Below are 26,703 nucleotides of genomic sequence, written 5' to 3'. Positions count from 1 at the left end.
CAGCTCAAAACACTGTTTTGAGGTTGCAGATGGACGCTGACGTAGTTTGAAGAGATTTTCGAAGAGTATCATACGAAAAAGCCCTGTTCCTCAAGCTGAGGAGCAAGGCTTTTTGAGTTTCAATTATTCTTCAGTTCCAAGGAAGTTTTTAGCAACAAGAGCTGCAAGAACTCCACCAACGATTGGTGCAAGGATGAAAATCCAAACTTGTTGAAGAGCTGCGCCACCCACCAAGACAGCTGGAGCCAAGCTACGAGCTGGGTTTACTGAAAGTCCAGTGATGTTCAAGCCAGCTAGAATCAAAGCTGTCAATGACAAACCAATCACCAAACCAGCGATTGCGCCATTACCTTTGCTTGCTGAAGTTACAGTCATGATGACCAAAACAAATAAGAAAGTTGCAATTGTTTCAAACAAGAAACCACCAAAAACAGTTACACCATTTGCCAAGGCATTTTCACCAAGACTTGCAGTTGACATACCTGAATTTGCCAAGAGGAAGAAGACAGATCCTGATGCAAGGAAAGCACCAACCACTTGACCGAGGATGTAGTTTACAAGCTCTGAAGATGACAAACGTTTGTTAACAAACATAGCGATAGAAACAGCTGGGTTCAAGTGAGCACCTGAAACAGTTCCAACTGAGAAAGCTGCGACTACGATTGCCAAACCAAAAGCAAGAGCAATTCCAAGGTGTCCAAGTCCTTCAATACCATTTCCAAAAACAACAGCTCCTGTTCCGATGAACACAAGCATAAAAGTACCGATTAATTCAGCAACAAATTTTTTCATGTTAAATCTCCTTTTTTCAAACTATGTATTAGTCTATCAGAAGAAGGAAAGGGTTTCAAGAAATGTGCTTGGAAATTTTGTGCAAATTTTCACATTTGATAATCAAAATCTAATATTGGAAAGATTGAATAGCTTTTTTCAAGTCATCTTGTAAATTATTTCTCTGGTCGAGTTGAACATAGACTTCTAAGAGACAGGATCTGAAATTGGAAAATTGATAAAAATCTTCCCTCTCTTCTATCTGGAAATCAAGTGACTTTATCCAAGAAGCCAGTGTCGCTTGCTCCACCTTTCCTTGCAAAATAGGTTCGTAAAGGACTCTGGCCAAGCGCCAGTCCTCATCATCTATAAATCGAACCGAAATTCTTTTAAATAGTTGGCCAAGTATGTCAAATACTTCATGAACTCTATTTTTAGAAAAGTCTGGATGACAAACAACTTCAGTCAAAAGATCAGCCCCATGAGCAAAAGCATGCACCCAACCATACTGACTTGAAAAACCTGTCGTATCCTCTTCTTTTTCAAGGTAATGCAAACCTTGATCGAGCATCGTATTTCTGATATCAGTTTTTAGCTCTCGATAAAAAAGAGACTGTTCATTACCATCAGCAGATAAGAGATTGGCATAAATAAGGGCCCTAAAAGAACGTTCAAGCGTTGAAGCTCCTGTCTTATCAATCTCTTTATCTAGCCCATCATCAGAGACAATCTCAGCAGCAATCAACTGAAATTGCTCCTTGATAAATAACTCTTCTTGAATCCCCCTAGCCAAACTGGTAAAAACCAATTCATCGCGAATCTCTGGACTAGTATCCCCTATGTGCTCAAGTAGCCACAGGAGTTCTTCTTGACGATAACTCGGTTTTTCTTCTACTACTTTTCTTTTCAATTCTGGATACATCTGCCTACCTCTTTTTATGAGTTGTCAAAAAATCATCCGCAGATGACTTTATATTAAATTCTTAAGGAAATAGAATCTGGGATAACTGGTCTAAAATGAAGTAAATAACTATCAGTAGCAGCTCTACAGCAAGTTCAAATTTAACATCACGACCTTCAACGGCGTTTTTGAAAATAGCTACAGCTAGTCCAATACAAACCCAGGAGCATTATTCTAGAACAACCTTTCTATTCCTTTACTCCCCCAACTGGGCACTATAGGCAATAATTTGGTCAACCGTGTCTGACAAGAATTGAATCGTATCACGGAGTGGTTTGTCTGTTGAGATATCCGCTCCGATAATCATTGCTGATTCAAGTGGTGTTTTGCTACCTCCTGACTTGAGGAGATTGAGCCAGTCTTCAGCTCCAGTTTCTGATTGTTTCAGATGGAGATAGCCAGCAGTTGAAATTACAAGACCGGCAGAGTAAGTGTAACTATACAAGCCCATGTAATAGTGAGCTTGGCGCATCCAAGTCAGTGCTGCATCATCATCAATCTCAATAGCATCACCCCAGAACTCTGTCAAGACTTCCTTCATAATGCTGTTGAGTTTGTTTGCTCCAAAGGTTTCCCCTTCTTCAATCAGTGTATAAACCTTACGCTGAAAGGCTGCTTCCAAGAGGTGGGTGATGAAATTATGGAAGTAGGTATCTGTCAAGCGGTGAGCAAGAGCGAAGCGTTTTTGACGAGGATCATCAGACTGATGCTCCAAATAATCACTGAGAAGCAATTCATTGAAGGTTGACGGCGCTTCGACATAGTAGGTCGACATGTGGGCATTAAAATAGCTTTGGTGATTGTCTGAAAAGATGAATTGACCAGAATGCCCGATTTCATGAATCAAGGTATAAACATCGCTCAAACGACCTGTCCAGCTCATGAGAACGTATGGATGCACACGGTATGGATCAGCTGCATAGCCACCAGAATCCTTGCCGCTATTGGCAGCAAAGTCCACCCAGCGTTCTTCTTGATAGCGAGCAACTTCCTGACAATATTCTTGTCCCAAAGGTTCTACTGACTTCATAACCAAATCATAGGCATCATCAATGCTAACCTCTGGATTGAGAGCACTGTCCAAGTCCAATTTCCAATCAGCAAATGTCATCTTTTCAAGACCATTGACCTTGGCAACATGCTTGAGGTATCGCTGAGCAACTGGCGCAAAGTCCTTCATGATGAGGTCAATCTGACGATCAAACATGGCACGGTCTACTTCTTGTTCAGCCAGAAGATAATCAAAAACTGAGCCGTATCCCTTCATATCTGCCAATAGTTTTTCAGATTTGACTTGGGCTAAATAGGCTGCCGCAGCCGTATTTTGGTGCTTACGAAGTCCTTCTGAGAAGGAACGGAAGGATTTCTCACGAACCTCAGCATCCTCGTGATTTTGATAGAAATTCTCATAAGTAACAAAGCTGTTTTTGTAGGTTTTGCCATGAGCTTCAAAATCGGCCATTTCAAAGTCACCAGCTCGCATCTTAGTGTAAATGTCCTGTGGACTGTAGAAAACTTCACCCAGATTGATCAAAGCCTTCTCCACATCAGCCCCTAGATAGTGGGCTTTTTTGATTTTGGCTTGACGAATGGCTGCAGTCAAATGTGGCAAGTCACCCAAACGGTCCAAGACTTCTTCATCTGCTGCTACCAAGGCATCATCAAAGAAGGCCAAGGCTACGCTGGCATCTGTTTCAAACTCCATCCCAGCCTGGGCGATATTTGCAAAATCTTCATTGCTGTAGTCTGTCGTCTGAGGCATAAAGGCGTAATTACCTATATGACTCATCTGAATATAGATTTGTTCCAATTCTGCAAAGGCCTTCTCGAAATCTTCAAAAACGTGAAGATTGCCCTTGTAGTCACGACTAAATTGATTGATGTCTTCACGCACCTTTTCTATCGCACGCAAGAAATCCTCACGGTCTTGATATAGGGCTGTTAAATCCCAAAGTTCCTTTTCAGGAAATTCTGAACGGTGTTTTTGTTCCATCTTCTTCCTCTTATTTCTCTAATTCTAGCAATACACTGATAGCTGATAAGGCATAAAGCGGCGCTGTCTCTGCTCTTAGAATCCGAGGGCCAAGTCCTGCTAGAACAGCTCCTTTAGCCTCAAAACTCTCAATTTCCGCAGGTGAAAGACCACCTTCTGGACCAAAGACAAAGAGCAGTTTTGCTCCTTTTTCAAGACCCGAGACTGCTTGTATAAGCGCAGCTGCTTCTCCTTCTTTAGCCGACTCTTCATAGGCAACCACGATGCGGTCAAACTGGTCCAGTTGTGCTAGAAAATCTGCCTTTTTCTCAAAAAGGGTGATACTTGGAACGAAGTTACGCTTGCTTTGCTCGGCTGCTCCAAGGGAAATTTTTTCTAACTTCTCGACCTTTTTGCCCAATTTTTTGCCGTCCCACTTGGCAACGGACCAGTCAGCAGGGAAGGCCCAAATCTGACTAGCACCGAGTTCGGTTATTTTTTGAGTGATGAACTCCAGCTTGTCCCCCTTGGGAAATCCTGATGCTATGGTCACTTGGACTGACAGTTCCACATTATCAGGTAACTCTTGGACCAACTCAAACTGACGATTTTCCACATCCAGCACGCGCGCCAAGCGCTTGATCCCATCATCAAAAACTAGAGTAACCTCATCATCTTCCTTCAGGCGCATAACCTGAAACATGTGCTTGCTGGTCTCCTTGTCCTCGATGGTGACAGGTGAGCTTGCCAAACCTTTAACAAAATACTGCTGCATGCTAGCCTCCAATCACACCAGAGATATCTTTGGTCTTCTTGAAGACACAGGCATTCCACTCCCCTTGAATCATGTGGGTTTCAAGGAAGAATCCTGCTGACTCAGCCGACTCACGCACCATGTCCCACTTGTCCTTGATAATGCCACTCATAATCAGGTAACCTTCGTCCTTAACCAAACGATAAGCATCATCTGTCAGATGAATAAGGATATCTGCTAGGATGTTAGCCACGATGACATCTGCCTCAATCTCTACGCCCTTGAGCAAATCACCTGGCGCTACATGGATGTTTTCCATACCAGGATTGAGCTCAATATTTTCCTGAGCGACACGAACCGCCACATCGTCCAGGTCATAGGCGAAAATTTCCTTGGCTCCTAGGAGTGAGCTTGCAATAGAAAGAACCCCTGAACCAGTCCCTACATCTAGCACCGTTTCCCCACCACGAAGAACCTGCTCCAAGGCAAAAAGGCTCATCTTAGTCGTCGGGTGGGTTCCTGTCCCAAAGGCCATCCCTGGATCTAGCTTGATAATCTTTTCTCCCGCAGTCGCCTCATAGTCTGTCCACGACGGCACGATAGTCAAATCATGAGTGATGCGAGCGGGTTCATAATATTTCTTCCAGTTGTCTGCCCAGTCTTCCTCAGCCAAGGCAGTAGTCCCCATTTTGACCTCACCCAAATCCATAAAATCCGTTAATTCTGCTAAGCGAGCCTGCAAATCTGCCTCAACTGTTGCTACATCAACCGTATCAGGGTAATAGGCTGTCACTACGATTTCTTCTTGCTGCTCAACCTCTGGGAAAATCTCGCCAAAGCGGTCAACATTTCCCACATAGTCCATGCTGTCTTCAATCGCAACACCTTGAGCTCCCAGCTCAATCAAGAGATTGGAAACCAATTCCTCCCCCTCACGCTTCACTGTAACTTTTAACTCTTGCCATGTTTCCATATTTAAGATACCAAGCCCGTAAAACACAAAGCCAAAATAGGAAATTCTCTGAAGACACTTGTGTCTAGGAGAAGTTTATCTGTTTGGCACAGTGTTTAGGGCGGGTTCAGTTTAAAATTTAACCGAACCATCCTTTCTAATCACTTACTTTAAAATAATCTTTTAATCTCTCTTGCAACTGGGGTACAACCTTATCTGAGCTAAGAAACTCCTCAATACTCATCAGTTTGTAGTCCTGTCCTTCATCTCCAAAGGTAATATTGTCAAATTGTTCTTGTCTTAGCTGACCAACCATAAAGACAGAGTACCGACCTTCATAGAGCACACTTGGATAAACCCTACTCCAAAGCATACAATCCTCAGTCAGATGAATCCCCAGTTCTTCATAAACTTCACGCGCCGCACATTCAAATGGGCTTTCGTCCCCTTCACGGCCACCACCCGGCAACTCCCACATATTGGGCCAGGGAATACTTGCCTTATCATCGCGTAAGATAGTCAGAATCTTATCCCCACAAAACAAGGCAATCTTGCAACCTTGGAAATCAGTAAGTTCTATTTCCATGCTAGACTCCTAATACCTCGGATAAGGATAAAACTCTCCCTCTTCCAAACCTACTTTTCCTTCTTCAAAGACTTCTTGGTTCCATTCCATGACAAATTCTTCTGCTTCTGGGTCTTCCAAAAAGTCCATAAGCGCATCCAGCCCAACCTCAGCAGTATCTTTGAGGAAAAGGGCAAAATAAGCTAAAAATTCACGGGAAAATCCCTTTTTAGGCAGGTAAGGGATGACCGTTAAATAGTCTTCTGCATTAACTGTTGACTTGGCAGGGTTGTAAAAAAGTACCGCTTCTTCAAAAAGGATATCATCTGACGAAACCTCTCCGTCTTCATCTAACATCTCCACCCCTGCAGCATTTTGTGCCTCTAATAGAAAACTCACTTCAACCGCATGATTACGCTTGTCCCAACTAATCTCATAATCAAAAGGAAAGTTCTTATCCAACTCTTCTTGTAAAACATCTAAAAATCCGTATGTTGCCATTTTGTCCTCTTTCTATACGACTCTTAAATCGCCCCGAATACTCGGAAATATGCTAAAATAGATACTACCATATTACCACATTAGTATCAGAAAATCCACGTTAGAAAGGACTGCTATGCCAGACAATCTCGCGCTTCGCATGCGCCCTAAAACCATCGACCAGGTCATCGGCCAGGAGCATCTGGTCGGACAAGGAAAAATCATCCGTCGCATGGTGGAAGCCAACCGCTTGTCTTCCATGATTCTATATGGACCTCCGGGAATCGGCAAGACCAGTATTGCCTCTGCCATCGCAGGGACGACCAAGTATGCCTTTCGAACTTTCAATGCGACAGTTGATAGTAAAAAGCGACTGCAAGAAATTGCGGAAGAGGCGAAATTCTCTGGTGGTCTCGTCCTATTACTAGACGAGATTCATAGACTAGATAAAACCAAGCAAGACTTCCTCTTGCCTCTCTTGGAAAGTGGTCTGATCATCATGATTGGCGCTACGACTGAAAATCCCTTCTTTTCTGTCACTCCTGCCATCCGTAGCCGAGTTCAAATTTTTGAGTTAGAACCTCTGTCTAACCAAGACGTCAAAGAGGCCCTGCAGATAGCTCTAAGTAACCCTGAGCGTGGTTTTGATTTCCCAGTAGAACTAGATGAGGATGCGCTGGATTTCATCGCAACTTCTACAAACGGAGACCTGCGTTCTGCCTTCAACTCACTGGACTTGGCTGTTCTTTCTACCCCTGAGAATGATGAGGGCATTCGCCATATTACTCTAGACATCATGGAAAATAGTCTTCAGAGAAGCTACATTACTATGGATAAGGATGGAGATGGCCACTATGATGTTCTCTCAGCCCTGCAAAAGTCTATCCGTGGCTCAGATGTTGATGCCAGTCTTCACTATGCTGCCCGCTTGATTGAGGCTGGTGATTTGCCAAGTCTCGCTCGTCGTTTGACTGTTATCGCTTATGAAGATATCGGTTTGGCCAATCCTGAAGCCCAGATTCACACCGTGACTGCTCTGGGTGCTGCACAAAGGATTGGTTTCCCAGAAGCCCGCATTCTCATTGCCAATGTCGTCATTGATTTGGCCCTTTCTCCAAAATCCAACTCAGCCTATGTAGCTATGGATAAGGCACTTGCCGACCTCAAAACATCAGGGCACTTGCCTATTCCGCGACACCTGCGTGATGGACACTACAGCGGAAGCAAGGAACTAGGGAATGCCCAAGACTATCTCTATCCACACAACTATCCTGGAAATTGGGTCAAGCAAGACTATCTGCCAGAAAAAATCCGCAATCATCACTATTTCCAAGCAGAAGATACTGGTAAATATGAACGGGCTTTGGCTCAAAGAAAGGAAGCTATCGACCGTTTGCGAAAAATCTGAAATCCTTTTCAAAAAATTGCACTTTCCTCTTGATTTTTTTTGAAAAAGTGGTATCATATAAACATAGAAACGCTGTGGTGTACGACTTCACACTTAAGTGTTGACCGACTATTTTTTGTATTATTAGGGAAACAAAAGTCTTCTAACAGCATGTAGGCCGTCTCACACGGAAACAGCTTCAGTTAGAGCGAGTTGCCCACCTGCTTAATTGCGCGGGTTCAATACAAACCGTGAAGTTTCGGCACCAATACAGCTTTTTTCTTTGCCTCCTTAGCTCAGCTGGCAGAGCAGCGGACTCTTAATCCGTGGGTCACAGGTTCGATCCCTGTAGGGGGCATCTAAATACAACAGGAAAAGCCTTGATAACCAAGGCTTTTTTGCTTGTCTATAACTGATTTACCCCATCATTTGTCCCACATTTTAAATCTATCTTTTCTTTTTGAATCAAATTACATCTTTACAAATAGTGTAAAGCCAGTTACTTTTGCTTTGATGCCATACAATATTTTCATGTAGAGAAGACAAATTTTATCTTCTCTTTTTATTTTCAAAATAATAAAAACTGATTTTCTTTTCATAAATCAGACTGAAACTTCCAAATTTTCCATTTTGTTTATTGACATTTCCTCTAAAAAGGTGTATAATATTTTTATTATCAAACTATACTATATAGGGGGTATTGAAATGAAATTTTCTAATCGTTTACTGCTATTCCTTGCAGGAGTTGTTTTTGTCCTTTTAGGACTTTTCCTATTTACAAACCCAGTAGCTAATCTTGTTGTTTACAGCTGGTGGATTGCATTTGGTTTACTGGTTTCTTCTATAGCAGCTATTTTAGGCTATTTCTCTGTACCAAAAGAGCTTCGCTCACCAGCTCATCTTTTCCAAGGGATTGTTAATCTTCTCTTAGCTCTTTACCTCGTTGCCTATGGCTTTGTGACGCTGCCAGTTGTCATTCCAACTATTTTAGGAATTTGGTTAATTGTAGAAGCCATTATAGCTTTCTTTAAAGGCAATCGTCTGGGATTGATTTTCCCTATTATTGGCAACCATATCATGTGGATAGCGTTGCTTGCATTTTTACTAGGTCTAGTGATTTTGTTCAATCCAGTAGCTACAAGTGTCTTTGTCGTTTATGTCGTTGCCTTTGCATTTTTAATTGTTGGTTTCACCTATATCCTTGATGCCTTTCGTAAATAATCTAGCTGCCATTTTGGGCATATTAAAATAGCTGGGAAGTTACATTCTCAGCTTTTTCTGTTGCCTCCTTAGCTCAGTTGGTAGAGCAGTAGACTCTTAAGCTATGGGGCGCAGGTTCGAGCCCTGCAGGGGGCACATCTAAATCAACAGAAATAAGCCTTGAAACCAAGGCTTTTTTTAACGTCTAATAGCTTTTTGTAGAAAAGTATTTAAAAATAAAAGAGAAGAGAATCTCTCACTCTCTTCTCAGTATATCTTATTAAATTTAGTTTTTCTTAATCTACCTGATTTTCCTTTGCAACGACAAATTCTTTAACCAGTCGATAGATAACAGCAAATACGGGGGTAAAGAATATCATTCCAAGTAAGCCAAAGAGATTGCCTCCAATACTAGCAGCCGCAAGCGTGAAAAGGGCTGGCAAACCAATAGACTGACCTACAACTCTAGGATAAATAAGGTTTCCTTCAATCAGCTGTATAACTTGATATAGAAGAAGAGAAAGTAAGGCTTGAGTAGGACTCACTGTGAAGATAAAAATCGCTCCCACAACACAAGCAATCATAGGCCCTACATAAGGAATGAACGATAGCACTCCTGCAAAGATACCTGTCATTACTCCATAGGGTATCCCAAACATGCTGTAACCAACCGCTATCATAACTCCTATGATAACTGCTTCAATCAGCTGACTCATCAAAAATTGGTCATAAGTCTCTAGTGCTACTTGTCCAATGTAAGTCAACTTTATCACCACCTTCTCTGGAAGAAAAACTTTTAGAAGTCGACTCGTCATCGCTGCCAAATGTTCCTTACTGGATAAAAATAAAAAGGTGAAGACTATAATCAAAAAGGCATTCATCAAACTTGAAAAAATATTGCCGATATTACTAGTCAGACCTGATAAAAAACCTATCAAAGCTTGGCTAATAGAACTAGATTGTCCCTGTATGCCTGATACGATAGTTGACAACATGTCTTTGGTTACAAATTCCGAGCTGCCTAGCAATTTCCCAAGTTGAGTAAGGACTGTTGAAAGGACTGTTCCCAGCTGACTAATAGTCTGGGCTAGGGTTGGCAGCACCAAAACCAAAAGAGCAATCACGATTAAGATAAGAGCTAGGAAAACAAGTACCATGGCAATCGGACGACGCAACTCTGCCTTTACCTTCAATTTAACTAAGTACTGTTCAATTTTTTTCATGGGAACATTGAGCACAAAAGCAATAACAGCACCATAAATCAAGGTTGATATTACATCAAAGAGAGAGATTGCTCCTGATATAAAGCTCGATGCATTCAGAATTACAAGAGCAACCAGCCCTATAAAAAGTATTAACGGGGTGTATTTTTTTACTAAGTTCATAAATTCTCCTTAATAAACATGTTTAGATACGACTATACTATTTGGTTTTTCAAACTCTCGATTAAGGTAGGCTTGGTAAGTTCCTGGAGCGATAAATCCTTTGGGTGAGAGGATATCGGTGCCAGCCTGACCGACTATGGTATCAGCCAAGAGCACACAGTTTGTAGATAAGACAAAGTAGGATTTAAACTTAGATTTGATAAATTTATAAAGTTCCCCATCTGTCTCATGTCTGATTTTATAAGCGTAGGTGTAGTCTTCCTTACCATCACCTGTCATGATTTTATCTGCACTTGGCTCCCATGGAATCGTCAGTTGTTTCAATTCAGCCAACTTTTTCTGAACTGCTTTTTCCATTTCAGGCGTCAAATCTATCCCATAACCAAAAAGCGTTTTTTGACTCTCACGTTTACATAGGTCAATGTACTTGTCACGATCACAGAAATATAAGACACCATCTCCTACCATGCCAAATAAGGTCTCAGAAGACGGATCATAGTTGCCATAAGAAATAACACGGCCTTGATAGCAGATATCCACATGACCAATTGCCGAAAACAGAGAGGTCTCAGCTGTATGAACAAAAATTTCAAGCTCCGCTGTCTTACCAGACTTCACCATTCCAAGATGGATATCCTCTCTCTCATCAGCATTTTCCTGCATGAATTTGTTGATTTTTGCTAAAGTACTTGCAGGGATGAGAGCGGCTAGGACAATAGGTAAGCTAATTCTAATGCGACGTTTGAGATGGTTTTTCCCAATTTCCCCTTCAAATAAGAAACCGTCACGGATATTGGACACACCATAAAGGAAAAAATAAGCCCCTAATACAAAGAGTTGAAAGACAGAATTTCCTGTAGAGGACAAAAGACTAGTCCCACCAAGAAAAACTAGTACGAGTCCATCTAGTAAGAGACGAAAACGAGGTCGAATTTTGTTTTTGCGGTAGAGAACATAGGTGACAAGGTTAATACTAGCATGAAAAATCTGATAAACTCCAATCACAAGAGCCAAAATATAAATCGGCACATCCGTCGCAAGATTGGAGCCAAGCAAATATCCCAGCACTAACAATTTAACCAGTGCAACTCCCAAGGTGTCCGTTGACTGACTTTTTTTGAAAATACGTAATACTAAATCTAAGACCGTTGCTATCCAAGCTAAAAACAGAACCAGTCGAATAACCTTTACTGGCAACCAAGTCCCCGTGACCATCAAGATGAGACCTAGCAGAACAAACAAGAACCCCTGAGCAAGTAATTTCTTACCTGTCAGACCTAAAGATAGAATTTTCGCCATATAAAAACCTTTCAAAAATAATAATTAAGCCCTTTGATCAAATTGACTGGTAAATAGCTGACGGCACAAACAGCCTGTGCCAGCAAGACATGGCGACTGACTGTAGCAATGTCACCATCTTGTCTTTTGCACTTCTGAAATTTGTTTTATTGAGTCGAAATCAGAGCTTTTAAAAACTAGCTAAACTTGAAAGCTAACCATAATTGCTAGATAAAAAAGGTGCAACCAATCCTTCTTGTAAAGGTAGGAAAGAATTATATCCATTCCATTAATTATTTATATATTACCTATTATGACACAATACTCACTATAATTCAACTTTTTACTTATTTCAATAGTTTTGATTATTTTCAACATGAAAACTCTTCAAAAATTATGCAGGGGCATCTAATCAACAGGAAAAAGCCTTGAAATCAAGGCTTTTTTTCGTATCTGTTCTACTTTTGGTCAACCGGCTACTTAAAGGTTTTTTACTTGTCAAATCAATCTCATCCATACTTTTCACCACTCAAAAAGCGAGCCGTCGATTTGGCTCATTTTTTCTTTTTTCATTCTTAATTTCGGTAAAAATGACTATCTTTGTCGCTTGGTGATTGGCCGATTGCCAAGACGTCTTGGCTGCCATCCGTACCTGTCAATTCATTTGCTACACCTGCTGGTGTAAAGATAAGGCGTGCACCTTCTCCACCATCGACAAGATGGATTCCTGTTGAGTAGTAGCCATCTTTTTCCTCTACTTGGCCCATTTCATACTGGAAGGTTCCTTTTGAACTTTGAATGGTCACGATTCCATCAGCTGTGACTGTAGCAGTTGTTCCAGCATAGTTTTCCCATGTTCCAAGAAATTTTGCGTAAGCTTCTGGCGACTTTTTCTTCTCTTCCTTCTTATCCGTTTGAGTGCTTGCGGAACTTGATGGACTCGTTTCAGACTTCGGCTCCTCTTTTTGACTAGCTTCTGTTTTACTTGATGACTCCTTAGTTACTTTAGAGGAAGAAGCCTCTTTGCTTGAAGATGCTGTAGTTTTTTCAGTATTTCCTCCACAAGCAGCAAGTGTCACCACAGCCAACAAGGCAAGAGCTGAAAGACTGGTGTAGCTCAATGTTTTTTTCATGATAATCTCCTTTTAAAATGATGACCCAGTTTAGTCTGAGTCTAAAATGGCTAGTCCGAAATTACATATATTTTTGACGGCCAAGCCCTAGTCTTCAGTGTATCATTTATTTGTCTATAATTCAATAGTTATTTTGGTAACTTTGTGTAAGATCAAGCAAAAAACTGATCCAAGAATGAATCAGTCTCTCTTTATATCTTCTTTGATTTTTCAAAAGCTTTAATAGATAAACATGGCATCGCCAAAGCTAAAGAAACGGTATTTTTGGTCGATAGCATGTTGGTAGGCTTCTAAGACCAATTCACGGCCTGCAAAGGCAGAAACGAGCATGACCAAGGTAGACTTAGGCAAATGGAAATTCGTAGAAAAAGCATCCACAACCTTCCAGTCATAGCCTGGTTTGATAAAGATATTGGTCCAGCCAGAGTCTGCTTGGATTTGCCCATCAAACTTGCTTCCGATGGTTTCTAGTGTACGGATAGAGGTTGTTCCAACCGCAATGACACGACCCCCATTTTCTTTGACCTGTCGCAAGGTCGCAGCAGCTTCTTCAGACAATTGATAAAACTCTGAGTGCATCTCGTGCTCATCCAGATTATCTACGGAAACAGGTCTAAAGGTCCCAAGTCCAACGTGCAAGGTCAGGTAGACTAGGTGAACCCCTTTTTGCTGGATTTCTTCCAGTAATTCCTTGGTAAAATGCAGGCCTGCAGTTGGGGCAGCCGCTGAGCCGCTCTCCTTGGCATAGACTGTCTGGTAACGTTCACGGTCATCCAACTTTTCATGGATATAAGGAGGCAGTGGCATTTCTCCAAGACTTTCAAGTACTTCTAGGAAAATTCCTTCATATTCAAAACGCACAATACGGCCACCATGGGTCAATTCCTCAGTCACAACTGCGCTTAGCCGACCATCGCCAAAGACAACTCTAGCTCCGACCTTGAGACGTTTAGCAGGTTTTGCCAAGACTTCCCATTCGTCTCCTGCTGTATTTTTCAAGAGCAAGAGTTCAACATGGCCCCCTGTTTCTTCCTTTTGACCATGAAGTCGCGCTGGTAGTACGCGGGTGTCATTCATAACCAGGGCATCACCTGGCTCTAGCATTTCAATAATAGAGTGAAAATGGCGATCTTGAAATTCCCCTGTTTTGCGATTGACTATCAAGAGTTTAGAGGCATCGCGCTTTTCCAGAGGTGTTTGTGCAATCAACTCCTCAGGCAAGTGAAAATCAAAATCATTGGTATTCATTGTAGTCATATTTCCTTTTCTTTTCTAATGTACTTACGATTAGCTATCAAAACGAACTTCTTCAAGCAAATACTCGATGAAGCGTTCACCCATCTTAGATAAGCTAGTTTTCTCATGCTGGATATAAACCAGCTCAATCGGATCATCAATATCAAGTGGAATCGAAACAATATTGTCTCCATTGAGGTTACTATTAAGGATACCAGTCGCGATGGTATAGCCGTCCAAACCAATCAAGAGATTGAACAAGGTCGCACGGTCACTAACAACGATGGATTTCTTGTGGTGTTCCTGAGACAAAATCTCCTCTGAGAAATAGAAGGAATTATGGGTTCCTTGATCATAGCTCAAGTAAGGGAAGTCTTCTAGGTCTGCCAACTGCACCTTGTCTTTTTTAGCAAGAGGATTGGTCTTGCTGACAAAGATATGAGGTTGGGCTGTAAAGAGATGGTGAGCAACTAGATGGTTATCATCCAACATCTTAGAAAGGACATCACGGTTATAGCTATTTAAAAAGAGGACTCCGACTTCACTACGGAAGTTCTTGACGTCGTCGATGATTTCCCAGGTTCTGGTTTCACGCAAAAAAAGCTCGTACTTTTCCATATCGCTCTTCTTGAGCAAGGAAACAAAGGCATTGACTACGAAGGCATAGTGTTGCGAAGACACACTAAAAAGCTCACGATGAGCGATTGGGTTCTTATAGCGTTCTTCTAGGAGTTGGGTTTGTTCGACAACCTGACGGGCATAGGACAAAAACTCCATCCCATCACGTGTGAGGGTAATTCCCTTAGGATTTCGGATAAAAATCTCAATCCCCATCTCATTTTCTAGGTCACGAACTGCATTTGATAGACTGGGCTGCGTAATGAAGAGTTGCTTGGCAGCCTCATTCATGGAACCAGTCTCTACAATTTTGATAATATAGTGTAATTGTTGAATTCTCATGCTTTTATTGTACCATACTTGACGCAATATAAAAAGAACCAGTCACTGAAAGCTCTGTGGCTAAGCTTAGATGAGTGCTTTCAAATGACCTTATCTAGCACTTTAAAAAGAGGTTGAAACAATTCCAACCTCCTTTAATCTTTATTATTATACAAGCTTTTTAATCGAAACTTAGCTTCCTCTTTCCCAGAAGATGGCTAATAAAATCATGGCTCCTAAAACTGATGGGATAATGGCTGTACCGCTTAAGCTTGGTCCCCAAGAACCAAAAATTAATTGTCCTAAAAAGGCACCAATCCAGCCGAGAAACATTTTCCCGAAGCATCCCATCCGTTCTCCACGATTGGTGATAGCTCCTGCTAATAGTCCGATTAAAAGCCCGACAAACATACTTCCAATCATAGTTTCTCCTTAAATTGCCCAATCTCCATTACGGAAGAGTGGTACGCGTGTCCCATCCTCACGGATACCATCGATATCCATTTGGTTAGAACCAATCATAAAGTCTACGTGAACATCTGAACGATTAAGTCCTGCAGCTTCTAGCTCTTCTTCGCTCATCTCTGCTCCGCCAACAACGCTCGTTGCATAGGCTGCACCGATAGCCAAGTGGTTAGAAGCATTTTCGTCAAAAAGGGTGTTAAAGAAGGTAATACCTGACTGAGAAATTGGACTTGGATCTGGTACCAAGGCACATTCACCCAAGGCACGCGCACCAGCATTCTTAAAGACGAGGTCCTTCATTACTTGATCACCCTTTTCAGCTGTGATATCAACGATTTGACCATTTTCAAAGGTCACTTTGATGCCTTCGATGATATTTCCATTGTAGCTAAGAGGTTTTGTAGACGTTACATAACCATCTGCGCGACGGAAATCAGGGGCTGTAAAGACCTCTTCTGTTGGCATATTTGGCAAGAAACCTTCGCCTTGAGCATTGATAGCACCGGCTGATTCCCAAACGTGGTTCTTCGGCAAGCCAAGTGTCAAATCAGTTCCAGGTGCTGTGTAGTGAAGGGCTGAGAATTGTTCTTTGTTGAGCATCTCTGCCTTGCTCTTCAAGATAGCTGCATGTTCTTCCCAAGCCTTAACTGGGTCTTCTTCGTAGATACGGCAAGTCTTGAAGATTTGGTCCCAAAGGAGATCCACTGCTTCTTCGTCGCTCGCTGCATTTGGAAAGACCTTCTTAGCCCACTCGAGTCCAGCTGCAGCAGCAACAGTCCAACTAACCTTGTTGGATTGAGTTGCGATACGCATTGGTTTCATGGCAATTCCCATAGCTTTGGCGGAAGCTGAAAGTTTTTCTGCATCAACTCCGTTCAAGGCACCTGGGTCAGAAGAACGAACACCGAGACGACTTGCTTTGTTTTCAAGAAGGTAATTCATCTCAGCAATCTTGTATTCTGGTACATTGTCCAAACGCTCTAGTGGCGCGTGAAGGAATTTCTCACGATTCACAAAGTCATCTGCCCATTGAACGATAACTTCGTGTGCACCAAGTGCATAAGCCTCTTTAACGATTAAGTGAGCCAACTCACGTTGCTCCACATCGATTGAGAGAGCCAAGGTATGACCAGGTTGCACATTCACACCGTTTGCAACCAACAACTTAGCATATTTTTCTAGATTTTCTTTAAAATTTGGTAAAACCATTCTTGTTTTCTCTTTTCTATTTTTATTTTTCTTTCAAAGCAGAAAATAATCCTGCCAAAGCAATAGCACCTGACAAGAGTGCTGTCGATAGAAGAATTGTCTGATCAACAAGTTCTAACTGATATTCAAAAACTTTTTGAGCTGGCTTGTTTTCCGCAAAAATTCTAAGTTTCATCAAATGTCCTTTCTTATTCTTCGTACTCTCCTAGATAGAGACGTTGAGCCTCTGGGCTGTTAGTGAGGATATCTACATAAGTTTCATAGTCATCAAGCAGGGGCTTTCCCAAAGAGATATCTTGTTCTGGATTTATATTTTTCCCATAAAGATAGCAAAGGTAGAGACGCTCATTGAGTGTTGGAAATACTTCAATGGACATGTGTTCAGCCTGACCTACTCGTTCCCAATCCTGTTCTTTGATATCTGGTATGATATAAGCTTGGAAGAGGCCCATAAGTGGATTATCCTCCGGTTGACCACTGTCCTTATCCGCTAGAACTAAAGAACAGCGTCGACCAAAACCAGCTACTTGGCGCTCCCGTCCCTTTACCGAAACAGTAATAGGTTGCCCTCCAATATGGCTATAAATCCATTCTTTAGGCAGTTCATAATCTAACAGGGGGGTAACTTCTTTGACAATTGCTACAGGACTGTAGCGTAGAAACTGGCGAGTAACAGCCTTACAAAAGAGGATATCCTCCTCTTTCAAGGTCACTCCCTTCCAGTTATTTTCCTCATTAAAATGGTTAAAAAATACTAGATAAGGATCACGCACCATTTGTGCTAATACGTAAACGCCATTTCGCAAGCGTATGGAAATAACTTTCCCTGGTTTCCAAGGTGTTGCTCTTTTTTTCTTTACCATCATTAACTAACCTCAAACCTACATAAGACATTTCAAACTATTAAAACAAATCATCAAACAGACTCAACTGGTTGTCCTCTGGCATATTGCCGAGAATTCCCATTTCATCCATCTTTTCAACCAAGGTTGAGGAAAGTCCTCCACGCTTGCGGAGTTCAGTTTTAGAGAGGAATTCTCCCTCTTGACGGGCACGAACCAGTTGCTTGGCAACGTTCTCTCCCAGTCCATCCATAGCAACAAATGGTGGGATGAGGGTGTCTCCATCGATGATGAATTCAGTCGCATCACTGCGATAGAGGTCCAATTTGCCGAATTTAAAGCCACGTTCCCACATCTCATTGACGATTTCAAGTGTTGTATAGAGGTCAATTTCTACGTTGGAAGCTTCATTGTTCTTACGTTTTTCAGCAATTTCTTGCATCTTACGTTTGATAGCATCCAAGCCTGCCCCCATGGTCTTGATATCAAAGGCCTTAGCACGGATGGAGAAGTAAGCACAGTAATAATAAATCGGATGGTGAACCTTGAAGTAGGCCACGCGAAGGGCCATCATAACGTAGGCTGCCGCATGGGCTTTAGGGAACATGTACTTGATTTTTCCACAAGATTCGATATACCACTCAGGCACATTGTTGGCCTTCATGGCTTCGATATAACCATTGCGCTCTTCTTCTGAGATTTTAAGCCACAAGCCCTTACGCACTCGCTCCATGATGGTAAAGGCCATCTTTGGATCTAGACCAGCGTGCATGAGGTAAACCATGATGTCATCCCGACATCCGATAACAGTTGAAAGGTCTGCAATTCCAGTCTTAATCAAGTCCTGGGCATTTCCCAACCATACATCTGTACCGTGAGACAGCCCAGAAAGTTGAAGCAACTCCGCAAAGGTCGTCGGATGGGTTTCATCCACCATGCCTCGAACAAAGTTGGTTCCAAACTCTGGAATACCAAGCATACCAGTTGAAGTCCCGATTTGCTCAGGTGTCACTCCTAGGATATCTGTACCTGAGAAAAGGGCCATGACATCAGAATCATCCATAGGGATGTCATTTGGATCAATGCCTGACAAGTCCTGAAGTTTCCGAATCATGGTCGGATCATCATGTCCAAGGACATCGAGCTTGAGGACGTTCTCATCGATATCGTGGAAGTTAAAGTGAGTGGTCTGCCATTCAGCAGTTACATCATCTGCAGGATACTGTACTGGAGTAAAGTCATAGACATCCATATAATTAGGGATAACAACGATTCCTCCTGGGTGCTGACCGGTCGTCCGTTTAACACCAGCAGCTCCTTGGGCTAGACGCTCAACTTCGGCTTCTCGGTAGAATTTGCCATAGTCACGCTCGTAACCCTTGACAAATCCATAGGCTGTCTTAGCAGCCACCGTACCAACCGTTCCTGCACGGAAGGCATATTCTTCCCCAAAGATATCACGAACATCCAAGTGGGCGCTCGGCTGGTCTTCACCTGAAAAGTTCAAATCGATATCAGGTACCTTATCCCCATCAAAACCAAGGAAGGTCTCGAAAGGAATGTCCTGTCCATTCTTGCTGAGCTTGTGGCCACAGTTTGGACAGTCTTTATTTGGCATATCAAAGCCTGAACCATAGGAACCATCCGTAATAAACTCACTGTACTGACACTGACCACAGACATAGTGAGGAGAGAGAGGGTTGACCTCGGTAATCCCAATCATGGTTGCAACGAAACTAGAACCAACAGACCCACGGGAACCAACCAAGTAACCCCGTTCGTTGGAACGGTGCACTAGCATCTGTGAAGCCAGATAAATCACGGCGAAACCATTCCCTAGGATAGAAGTCAATTCTTTTTCAATCCGCAAATCAACGATATCTGGCAGTGGATTTCCATAAATTTCAAAAGCTTTTTTATAGGTTAATTCAGCAACTGTTTCTTCGGCTTGGTCAATGAAAGGTGTATACAAGTCACCTTTAACGACCTCAACAGGCTCAAAGATTTCTGCCATGGCATTGGTGTTTTCAATGACAATTTTACGAGCCAAGTCTTCCCCTAGAAAGGCAAACTCATCCAACATTTCATTGGTTGTTCTAAAATGCGCCTTGGGTAGCGGAGCTGGTTGGGCAGCTTCTCCATGACCAATAGTTCGGTTAATCATAGCTCCCTGACCTAGACTGCGGACGATGATTTCACGATAAATTTCATCCTCGGGTTCGAGATAGTGGACATTTCCTGTCGCAAGAACTGGCTTGTCTAGACGATCTCCAACCTCTATCAAACTCTTGATAATGGTGTGGAGCTCCTCCATGTCCTTGACCTGCTCTTTGGCAATCAGAGGTGCATAGATTGCCGGAGGCATCACCTCGATAAAGTCATAGTATTTAGCAACTTCGACCGCTGCATCTACACCTTGTGATACAACTGCATCAAAGACTTCACCTTCCGTACAAGCGGATCCCAAGATTAAGCCTTCTCGATGAGCATCTAGCACCGTACGTGGAATCCGTGGAACTCCTTCAAAATACTGAGTATTTGAGAGAGAAACCAGCTTAAAGATATTTTTCAAGCCCACTTGATTTTTCACATAGATGGTCGCATGCTTGACTCGAGCTTTTTTATAAGAATCCGGACTGATTAAATCAAGGTTTAATCGTGCCAAATCTGTCACACCGTGTTTTTCTGCCACTTCCTTGATAAAGATAAAGAGCAAACGGCCAGTTGCTTCCGCATCGTAGTTGGCCATGTGGTGGTGTTCTAGGGCAACACCAAAACGTTTAGTCAAAGGCCCTAGACCGTGGCGCTTGTATTCAGGATAGAGATTTCTTGCGAACTCTAGCGTATCGATGACAGGCTGAGTGATTCTTGGCAAGCCATGACGTTCATAATTGGCATTCATAAAGCCAACGTCAAAGGTTGCATTGTGGGCGACAAGAACGGTATCCTTACAAAATTCTTGGAATTCTTTCAGAACTTGAACCAAGGGTTTGGCATTTTTCACATGCTCATCCGTAATTCCTGTCAATTCCGTAGTAAAGGCTGACAAGGGGTGCCCAGGATTGATAAATTCATCAAACTCAGCGACGATATTGCCCTTATACATCTTGGAAGCTGCGACCTGAATCAAGTCATTATAGATAGCTGAAAGTCCAGTCGTTTCCACGTCAAAGACTACATAAGTAGCTTCAGACAAATCCATCTCAACCTCGTTATAGACGATAGGTACACGGTCTTCAACGATATTGGCTTCCATCCCATAGATCAGCTGGATGCCAGCTTTCTTAGCCGCCTTATAGCCATGAGGGAAGGATTGAACATTCCCATGGTCCGTGATTGCTACCGCTTTATGACCCCATTTAGCTGCTTTCGCAACGAGTTCTTCAACTTCAGGTAGAGCATCCATGGTCGACATATTGGTATGGGCATGAAACTCAACACGACGCTCTCCCTCTGGCATCAAGTCTTTACGCTCATAGTGGACGACTTCCTGAACATCCTGTACATTCATGGTCAAGTCTCGCGTGAAATTATTGACCTCAACATTCCCACGCACACGGAGCCAGGAATTTTTCTTGATCATATCAAACTTCTGAGCTTCTTCTTCATTCTTGACCCATTTTTGCATGGAGAAGCTAGATGTATAGTCCGTCATCTTGAAATTAATCAGGACACGACCTGTTCTAGTCACCTTCTGCTCGACATCAAAGACAACTCCTTCAAAAACCAGACGATTTTCCTCAGTATTAACCTCAATCATAGGAGTAATCTCTGCCTTGTCTAGTTTTGGCTTGGCAGCTGCTTTCTTAGTTTGGAAATCAAAGACAGGCTTATCCTCAACTGGAGGAGGCGGCGCCATCTGTTCCAATTGTTCCATAGCCCGAAGTGTTTCTTCATTAGCAGCTTGGATAATCATTTGATTTTCTGTCTGAAAGGCCTCTTGCTCTTCCCTCGTGAGTTCTTCATTTTTTTCTAAACTGCAGGAAAGTTTTGGAAAGCCAAAAAGTTCCAACTGTTTGCTAAGATTTGGCAGATGATTTTTTCTAAAATGCTCTGTATCTGCCGCTTCAGAAGCTTCAATAATCAACTGGTCATTTTCAAAGCGAACCTGAAAATTCTGATATATAGAACGAAAACCTTGACTAGCGCAAGGACCATCCGAAAAAGCCTCTCGATAGTAGGCTTGTAACAGTTCTCTAGAAAATTCCTGATTTCTCGTTTTTATCTCAAAACTAGCCTGATTTCCCGTTTTTGAAAATTCTTCCTTCAAGCCTCTTTTCAACTCTAGAAAAAGTTCAAAAGGCAAGATATTTTCAAAAACAAAATGAAACTCCCAAACTTTGCTTCGTTTATGAACAATAACTTGTTCTATTTCAGCCTGAGAGAAGGCCTTATGATTTCTCATTTCAGCGGGGATTCCCAACTGATTCATTAAAATTTCAAAAGTGGTTGACATCCATTTTCCTCACAATATACTCCTTCTATTTTACCATATTTGAGGCACTTTTACCTATTTCTACCAAACAGAAAAAGAAGCCACAAAGTGACTTCTTTTAAAGTGACGGTGAATTATTCTTCACCTTTGTTTTTCTTAATGATTTCTTCTTGTACTGACTTAGGTACATCTTCGTAGTGGTCGAATACCATCATGAATGTACCACGTCCTTGTGATGCAGAACGAAGAACTGTTGCGTAACCGAACATTTCAGCAAGTGGAACGTAAGCACGAACGATTTGGCTGTTACCGTGTGCTTCCATACCATCTACACGTCCACGACGAGCAGTTACGTGACCCATAACATCACCAAGGTTTTCTTCTGGAACAGTGATTGTTACAAGCATCATTGGTTCAAGGATAGCTGGTTGTGCAGTCTTAGCAGCTTCTTTAAGTGCAAGAGATGCAGCAATCTTGAAGGCAGTTTCAGATGAGTCGACATCGTGGTATGAACCATCGTAAAGCTTAGCTTTAACGTCAACCATTGGGTAACCTGCAAGAACACCGTTAGCCATAGATTCTACCAAACCTTTTTCAACCGCTGGGATAAATTCACGAGGAACCACACCACCGACGATTGCGTTTTCGAATTCGAATCCTTTTCCTTCTTCGTTTGGAGTAAATTCAATCCATACATCACCGAATTGACCTTTACCACCAGACTGACGTTTGAAGAATCCACGTGCTTGAGTAGAAGCGCGGAATGTTTCACGGTAAGATACTTGAGGAGCACCTACGTTCGCTTCAACTTTGAATTCACGACGCATACGGTCAACAAGGACGTCAAGGTGAAGCTCACCCATACCAGAGATAACTGTTTCACCAGTTTCAACGTTAGTTTCAACGCGGAATGTTGGATCTTCTTCAGCCAATTTTTGAAGGGCGATACCCATCTTATCTTGGTCTGCTTTAGATTTAGGCTCAACCATCAATTGGATAACTGGTTCTGGAACGTTGATTGACTCAAGGATGATTTTAGCTTTTTCATCTGTCAATGAGTCACCAGTTGTAGTATCTTTCAAACCAACGGCAGCAGCGATATCACCTGAGTAAACAGTGTCGATTTCTTGACGGCTGTTAGCGTGCATTTGAAGGATACGTCCGATACGTTCACGTTTACCTTTAGAAGTGTTCAGTACATAAGAACCTGATTGAAGAACACCTGAGTAAACACGGAAGAATGTCAAACGACCTACGAATGGGTCAGTCATAATCTTGAAGGCAAGAGCTGCAAATGGCTCTTCATCAGATGCTGGACGAGTTTCTTCTTCTTCTGTATCTGGGTTGATACCTTTGATCGCTGGGATATCAAGTGGGCTTGGAAGGTAGTCGATAACCGCATCAAGCATCAATTGAACACCTTTGTTCTTGAAGGCAGAACCACACAATACTGGGAAGAATTCAACGTTGATAGTCGCTTTACGGATACCAGCTTTCAATTCTTCGTTAGTGATTTCTTCACCTTCGAGGTATTTCATCATCAATTCTTCGTCAGTTTCAGCAACTGCTTCGATCAATTTTTCACGGTATTCTTGAGCTTGCTCAAGGTATTCAGCTGGAATGTCTTCTTCAAGGATATCTGTACCAAGGTCGTTAGTATAGATTTCAGCTTTCATCTTGATCAAGTCGATGATACCACGGAAGTCATCTTCAGAACCGATTGGCAATTGAATTGGGTGTGCGTTTGCTTGAAGACGATCGTGAAGTGTGCTTACTGAGTAAAGGAAGTCAGCACCGATCTTATCCATTTTGTTGGCAAATACGATACGTGGAACTCCGTACTCAGTTGCTTGACGCCAAACTGTTTCAGTTTGAGGCTCAACACCTGATTGTGAGTCAAGAACTGTAACCGCACCGTCCAATACACGAAGAGAACGTTGTACTTCGATAGTGAAGTCCACGTGTCCTGGTGTGTCGATGATGTTTACGCGGTGGTTGTTCCATTGAGCTGTTGTCGCAGCAGATGTGATAGTGATACCACGTTCTTGCTCTTGCTCCATCCAGTCCATTTGTGACGCACCTTCGTGAGTTTCACCGATTTTGTGGATTTTACCAGTGTAGTAAAGGATACGCTCAGTTGTAGTTGTTTTACCAGCATCGACGTGAGCCATGATACCGATATTACGAGTTTTTTCAAGTGAAAATTCGCGTGCCATGAGGTTTGTTTCTCCTATATTTTTTATTTCTATTCTATTATAACACGATTTCAATAAAAACGGATAGGCAGGACCCACCCGTTCTCAATGTTTTCATGTTATTGTTGGTTTCAACTTGCGGAATGGTAAGCTGAGTTGTACTCGAGCTAAAGTTAATTAGCCGATTTGAGCCGGAACGGGATGCTGTGTGAAAAAGATAAACTTCCTTGTATTCGTCGAATACTGCGTCAGTTTCCTATTTTCACTTTGCATCCTTGCCGTTCCTAGCATCATGATTTTACCAACGGAAGTGTGCGAAGGCACGGTTAGCTTCAGCCATACGGTGAGTGTCTTCACGTTTCTTAACTGCTGCACCAGTGTTGTTAGCAGCATCCAAGATTTCTTTAGCAAGACGGTCTTGCATTGTGTGTTCACCACGAAGGCGAGCGATTGTTACCAACCAACGAAGTCCAAGTGTTGTACGACGTTCTGGACGAACTTCAACTGGGACTTGGTAGTTAGAACCACCAACACGACGTGCACGTACTTCAAGTACAGGCATGATGTTTTCCATAGCTGTTTCAAATACTTCAAGTGCATCGTTACCAGTAACTTCTTTGATTTGCTCAAAAGCACCGTAAACGATTGAAGCAGCTGTACCACGTTTACCGTCAAGCATAACGCGGTTGATAAGACGAGTAACTAATTGTGAATTGTAAAGCGGATCTGGCAATACGTCACGTTTTGGAGCTCTATTTTTACGACTCATTTCTCTTTATCCCCTTTCCTTATGCTTTTTTCGGACGTTTAGTACCGTATTTAGAACGGCCTTGTTTACGATCGTTAACACCTGCAGTATCAAGTGCACCACGGACGATATGGTAACGTACCCCTGGAAGGTCTTTTACACGTCCACCGCGAAGAAGCACCACACTGTGCTCTTGCAAGTTGTGTCCGATACCTGGGATGTAGGCAGTAACTTCGATAAGATTGCTCAAACGTACACGAGCAAATTTACGAAGGGCAGAGTTAGGTTTTTTAGGTGTCATTGTTCCAACACGAGTTGCAACACCACGTTTTTGTGGTGAAGAAACGTTTGTTTGAACTTTTTTATGACTGTTGTAACCAACGTTCAAAGCTGGTGATTTAGATTTTTCTACTTTTGATTTACGCGGTTTGCGAACCAATTGGTTAATTGTAGGCATCTACATTCTCCTGTGTTTTTTTATTTTTGGTGATGATACACTTGGTGACAGCTATCATCTGTGTGTACTTTTGCAACATTTGTCAGCACGTCCCTGTACACTCTTGAGAGACCAAAAGTAAAAAGTACCGTCTATTATTGTACCACGTTTTTTCTATTTTTGTCAATATATTTCTACTTATTTTTTGACTTCTTTGCTCTAAAAATTCTATGAAAACGGTCACCTGCCAGATAGACTCTTCAACCGACCACATAGACAAAGCTTCTTGTAATTGTCAACAAAATGGTGTTTAATAGATTTGTAAGTAAGAGATCTCTATTACAACTTTTACAAAGGAGAAAATATGAAAGTTAGACTTGACATTGATCAACAATACGCCGAAGAACAAATCATAATCGAAGCGCCAACCTTGTCTACTCGAGTTCAAAAAGTTCAAGACTTTGTTCAATCACTGGATCAAAACGAAACTCTTAAAGGAAAATTCCAAGACCAGGTCTACCTGATTCAGATTAGTAAGATTCAACGTATATATATTGAAAATCGCAAAGTCTTAGCTGAAACGGATAGCCAAACCTATGTGCTCGACATTCGTCTCTACCAAGCAAGTGAAATTCTACCTGCTTCCTTTATCCAAATTTCCCAATCGGAAATTGTCAACATCGATGCTATTAGTCATCTAAAACTAACCTCTAACGGCTTGATTGAAATCTATCTAAAAAATGACAGTTTCACCTACTCATCTCGCCGTTACCTCAAAGCTATTAAGGAGAAATTAGAACTATGAAAAAACAAATTTTCCACGATGCCACAACTGGTATCCTCATCGGCCTCATCCTATCTATTATCTTTTCTTTTATCTATTCACCAAGCAACTACGCACCACTTAGCCCCAACTCTTTGATTGGCCAATTCATGATCCAACAACAGCTACATGGCGCTCTAGTTTTACTCTACTGTGCACTTATCTGGGCAGCTATCGGAGTCCTCTTTAGTTTTGGTAGCCGTCTCTTTGCCAAAGACTGGAGCCTTCTTCGTGCAACTGTCACTCACTTCTTCCTCATGCTATTAGGTTTTGTTCCTCTAGCAATTCTGGCAGGTTGGTTTCCACTTCGCTGGACTTTCATCCTTCAACTCATCCCAGAGTTTGCCATCGTCTATCTCATCATCTGGGCGATTCTCTATAAAAGAGAATCAAAGAAGGTTGCCCACATCAACCAATTATTGGCTCAGAAGAAATAATACAACAGAAACCCACTCACAGGACTGAGTGGGTTTTGATTTATAATTTTTGTTTCCATTCTAACAAGAGATTCATGGCCTGCATCGGTGTCATATTGTA

The 26,703-nt window shown here is 42.1% G+C and carries 24 protein-coding genes and 2 tRNA genes; 6 read left to right on the top strand and 20 right to left on the bottom strand.

The window, feature by feature from the left end:
- Positions 1-123: 123 nt before the first annotated feature.
- The 7 genes from HMPREF2805_RS06745 to HMPREF2805_RS06715 all read right to left on the bottom strand — a co-directional run bounded on the left by HMPREF2805_RS06745 (position 124) and on the right by HMPREF2805_RS06715 (position 6,476).
- Positions 124-792, bottom strand: a complete 669-nt coding sequence (locus HMPREF2805_RS06745) for an MIP/aquaporin family protein (RefSeq protein ID WP_075231899.1) — start codon at positions 790-792, stop codon at positions 124-126.
- 109 nt (positions 793-901) lie between these two features.
- A complete protein-coding gene (locus HMPREF2805_RS06740) occupies positions 902-1,693 on the bottom strand; it encodes a DUF2785 domain-containing protein (protein ID WP_075231898.1) in 792 nt (263 codons plus the stop codon).
- Positions 1,694-1,928: 235 nt separating this feature from the next.
- On the bottom strand, positions 1,929-3,725 hold the full coding sequence (gene pepF, locus HMPREF2805_RS06735) for an oligoendopeptidase F (RefSeq protein WP_075231897.1): 1,797 nt from the start codon (positions 3,723-3,725) through the stop codon (positions 1,929-1,931).
- Between the two features lie 10 nt (positions 3,726-3,735).
- Complete coding sequence (locus HMPREF2805_RS06730; RefSeq protein WP_075231896.1) at positions 3,736-4,479, bottom strand: 16S rRNA (uracil(1498)-N(3))-methyltransferase; 744 nt, start codon at positions 4,477-4,479, stop codon at positions 3,736-3,738.
- A gap of 1 nt (position 4,480) precedes the next feature.
- Positions 4,481-5,431 (bottom strand): 50S ribosomal protein L11 methyltransferase, encoded by a 951-nt coding sequence (gene prmA, locus HMPREF2805_RS06725; protein WP_075231895.1) that lies wholly within the window; start codon positions 5,429-5,431, stop codon positions 4,481-4,483.
- Between the two features lie 136 nt (positions 5,432-5,567).
- On the bottom strand, positions 5,568-5,996 hold the full coding sequence (locus HMPREF2805_RS06720) for an NUDIX hydrolase (RefSeq protein WP_075231894.1): 429 nt from the start codon (positions 5,994-5,996) through the stop codon (positions 5,568-5,570).
- Positions 5,997-6,005: 9 nt separating this feature from the next.
- The gene (locus tag HMPREF2805_RS06715) at positions 6,006-6,476 is read right to left on the bottom strand and encodes a DUF3013 family protein (protein WP_016466255.1); all 471 of its coding nucleotides are present in this window, start codon (positions 6,474-6,476) and stop codon (positions 6,006-6,008) included.
- A gap of 115 nt (positions 6,477-6,591) precedes the next feature.
- Here HMPREF2805_RS06715 and HMPREF2805_RS06710 point away from each other — a divergent pair, with 115 nt between their 5' ends.
- The 4 genes from HMPREF2805_RS06710 (at position 6,592) to HMPREF2805_RS06695 (ending at position 9,198) form a co-directional block, all read left to right on the top strand.
- Positions 6,592-7,863 (top strand): replication-associated recombination protein A, encoded by a 1,272-nt coding sequence (locus tag HMPREF2805_RS06710; RefSeq protein ID WP_049509791.1) that lies wholly within the window; start codon positions 6,592-6,594, stop codon positions 7,861-7,863.
- A 264-nt stretch (positions 7,864-8,127) separates the two neighbouring features.
- A tRNA-Lys gene (locus tag HMPREF2805_RS06705) sits at positions 8,128-8,200 on the top strand.
- A 347-nt stretch (positions 8,201-8,547) separates the two neighbouring features.
- Positions 8,548-9,063: a DUF308 domain-containing protein gene (locus tag HMPREF2805_RS06700; RefSeq protein ID WP_033681462.1), complete on the top strand. Its 516-nt coding sequence runs from the start codon at positions 8,548-8,550 to the stop codon at positions 9,061-9,063.
- Between the two features lie 62 nt (positions 9,064-9,125).
- Positions 9,126-9,198: transfer RNA gene (locus HMPREF2805_RS06695), tRNA-Lys, on the top strand.
- 140 nt (positions 9,199-9,338) lie between these two features.
- Here HMPREF2805_RS06695 and HMPREF2805_RS06690 read toward each other — a convergent pair.
- From HMPREF2805_RS06690 to rpsL, 13 genes are all read right to left on the bottom strand, one after another.
- On the bottom strand, positions 9,339-10,427 hold the full coding sequence (locus HMPREF2805_RS06690; RefSeq protein WP_075231893.1) for an AI-2E family transporter: 1,089 nt from the start codon (positions 10,425-10,427) through the stop codon (positions 9,339-9,341).
- Between the two features lie 9 nt (positions 10,428-10,436).
- The gene (locus HMPREF2805_RS06685; RefSeq protein ID WP_075231892.1) at positions 10,437-11,726 is read right to left on the bottom strand and encodes a hypothetical protein; all 1,290 of its coding nucleotides are present in this window, start codon (positions 11,724-11,726) and stop codon (positions 10,437-10,439) included.
- Between the two features lie 554 nt (positions 11,727-12,280).
- Positions 12,281-12,838, bottom strand: coding sequence for a hypothetical protein (locus HMPREF2805_RS06680; RefSeq protein ID WP_000753298.1), 558 nt, complete (start codon positions 12,836-12,838; stop codon positions 12,281-12,283).
- Between the two features lie 219 nt (positions 12,839-13,057).
- Entirely contained in the window at positions 13,058-14,086 is a 1,029-nt protein-coding gene (queA, locus tag HMPREF2805_RS06675; RefSeq protein ID WP_001095263.1) for a tRNA preQ1(34) S-adenosylmethionine ribosyltransferase-isomerase QueA, read from the bottom strand.
- A gap of 39 nt (positions 14,087-14,125) precedes the next feature.
- Positions 14,126-15,034, bottom strand: coding sequence for a LysR family transcriptional regulator (locus HMPREF2805_RS06670; RefSeq protein WP_025171295.1), 909 nt, complete (start codon positions 15,032-15,034; stop codon positions 14,126-14,128).
- A gap of 171 nt (positions 15,035-15,205) precedes the next feature.
- Complete coding sequence (locus HMPREF2805_RS06665; RefSeq protein ID WP_049504434.1) at positions 15,206-15,436, bottom strand: GlsB/YeaQ/YmgE family stress response membrane protein; 231 nt, start codon at positions 15,434-15,436, stop codon at positions 15,206-15,208.
- Positions 15,437-15,445: 9 nt separating this feature from the next.
- Positions 15,446-16,687 (bottom strand): aminopeptidase, encoded by a 1,242-nt coding sequence (locus HMPREF2805_RS06660; protein WP_045763099.1) that lies wholly within the window; start codon positions 16,685-16,687, stop codon positions 15,446-15,448.
- A 22-nt stretch (positions 16,688-16,709) separates the two neighbouring features.
- Positions 16,710-16,862 carry a hypothetical protein gene (locus HMPREF2805_RS11050; protein ID WP_000776639.1) on the bottom strand — a complete coding sequence of 51 codons (153 nt, stop codon included), beginning with the start codon at positions 16,860-16,862 and terminating at the stop codon, positions 16,710-16,712.
- 13 nt (positions 16,863-16,875) lie between these two features.
- Complete coding sequence (locus tag HMPREF2805_RS06655; RefSeq protein WP_075231891.1) at positions 16,876-17,553, bottom strand: hypothetical protein; 678 nt, start codon at positions 17,551-17,553, stop codon at positions 16,876-16,878.
- Positions 17,554-17,590: 37 nt separating this feature from the next.
- Entirely contained in the window at positions 17,591-21,985 is a 4,395-nt protein-coding gene (locus tag HMPREF2805_RS06650) for a PolC-type DNA polymerase III (protein WP_075231890.1), read from the bottom strand.
- A 113-nt stretch (positions 21,986-22,098) separates the two neighbouring features.
- On the bottom strand, positions 22,099-24,180 hold the full coding sequence (gene fusA / locus HMPREF2805_RS06645) for an elongation factor G (RefSeq protein ID WP_075231889.1): 2,082 nt from the start codon (positions 24,178-24,180) through the stop codon (positions 22,099-22,101).
- 277 nt (positions 24,181-24,457) lie between these two features.
- Positions 24,458-24,928, bottom strand: coding sequence for a 30S ribosomal protein S7 (gene rpsG, locus HMPREF2805_RS06640; protein WP_000087876.1), 471 nt, complete (start codon positions 24,926-24,928; stop codon positions 24,458-24,460).
- 19 nt (positions 24,929-24,947) lie between these two features.
- A complete protein-coding gene (gene rpsL, locus HMPREF2805_RS06635; protein WP_001142333.1) occupies positions 24,948-25,364 on the bottom strand; it encodes a 30S ribosomal protein S12 in 417 nt (138 codons plus the stop codon).
- Between the two features lie 343 nt (positions 25,365-25,707).
- On the opposite strand from rpsL, the gene HMPREF2805_RS06630 reads away from it, so the two are divergent.
- The gene (locus HMPREF2805_RS06630) at positions 25,708-26,148 is read left to right on the top strand and encodes a LytTR family DNA-binding domain-containing protein (protein ID WP_075231888.1); all 441 of its coding nucleotides are present in this window, start codon (positions 25,708-25,710) and stop codon (positions 26,146-26,148) included.
- Positions 26,145-26,603 (top strand): DUF3021 domain-containing protein, encoded by a 459-nt coding sequence (locus HMPREF2805_RS06625; RefSeq protein ID WP_075231887.1) that lies wholly within the window; start codon positions 26,145-26,147, stop codon positions 26,601-26,603. The genes HMPREF2805_RS06630 and HMPREF2805_RS06625 overlap by 4 nt, the downstream gene beginning before the upstream one ends.
- The last annotated feature ends 100 nt before the right edge of the window (positions 26,604-26,703 follow it).

Source organism: Streptococcus sp. HMSC034E03 (assembly GCF_001811505.1).
Taxonomy (GTDB): Bacteria; Bacillota; Bacilli; order Lactobacillales; family Streptococcaceae; genus Streptococcus.
The sequence above is the reverse complement of the archived record's forward strand: the minus strand, read 5'-3'. Positions and strand labels throughout refer to the sequence as shown.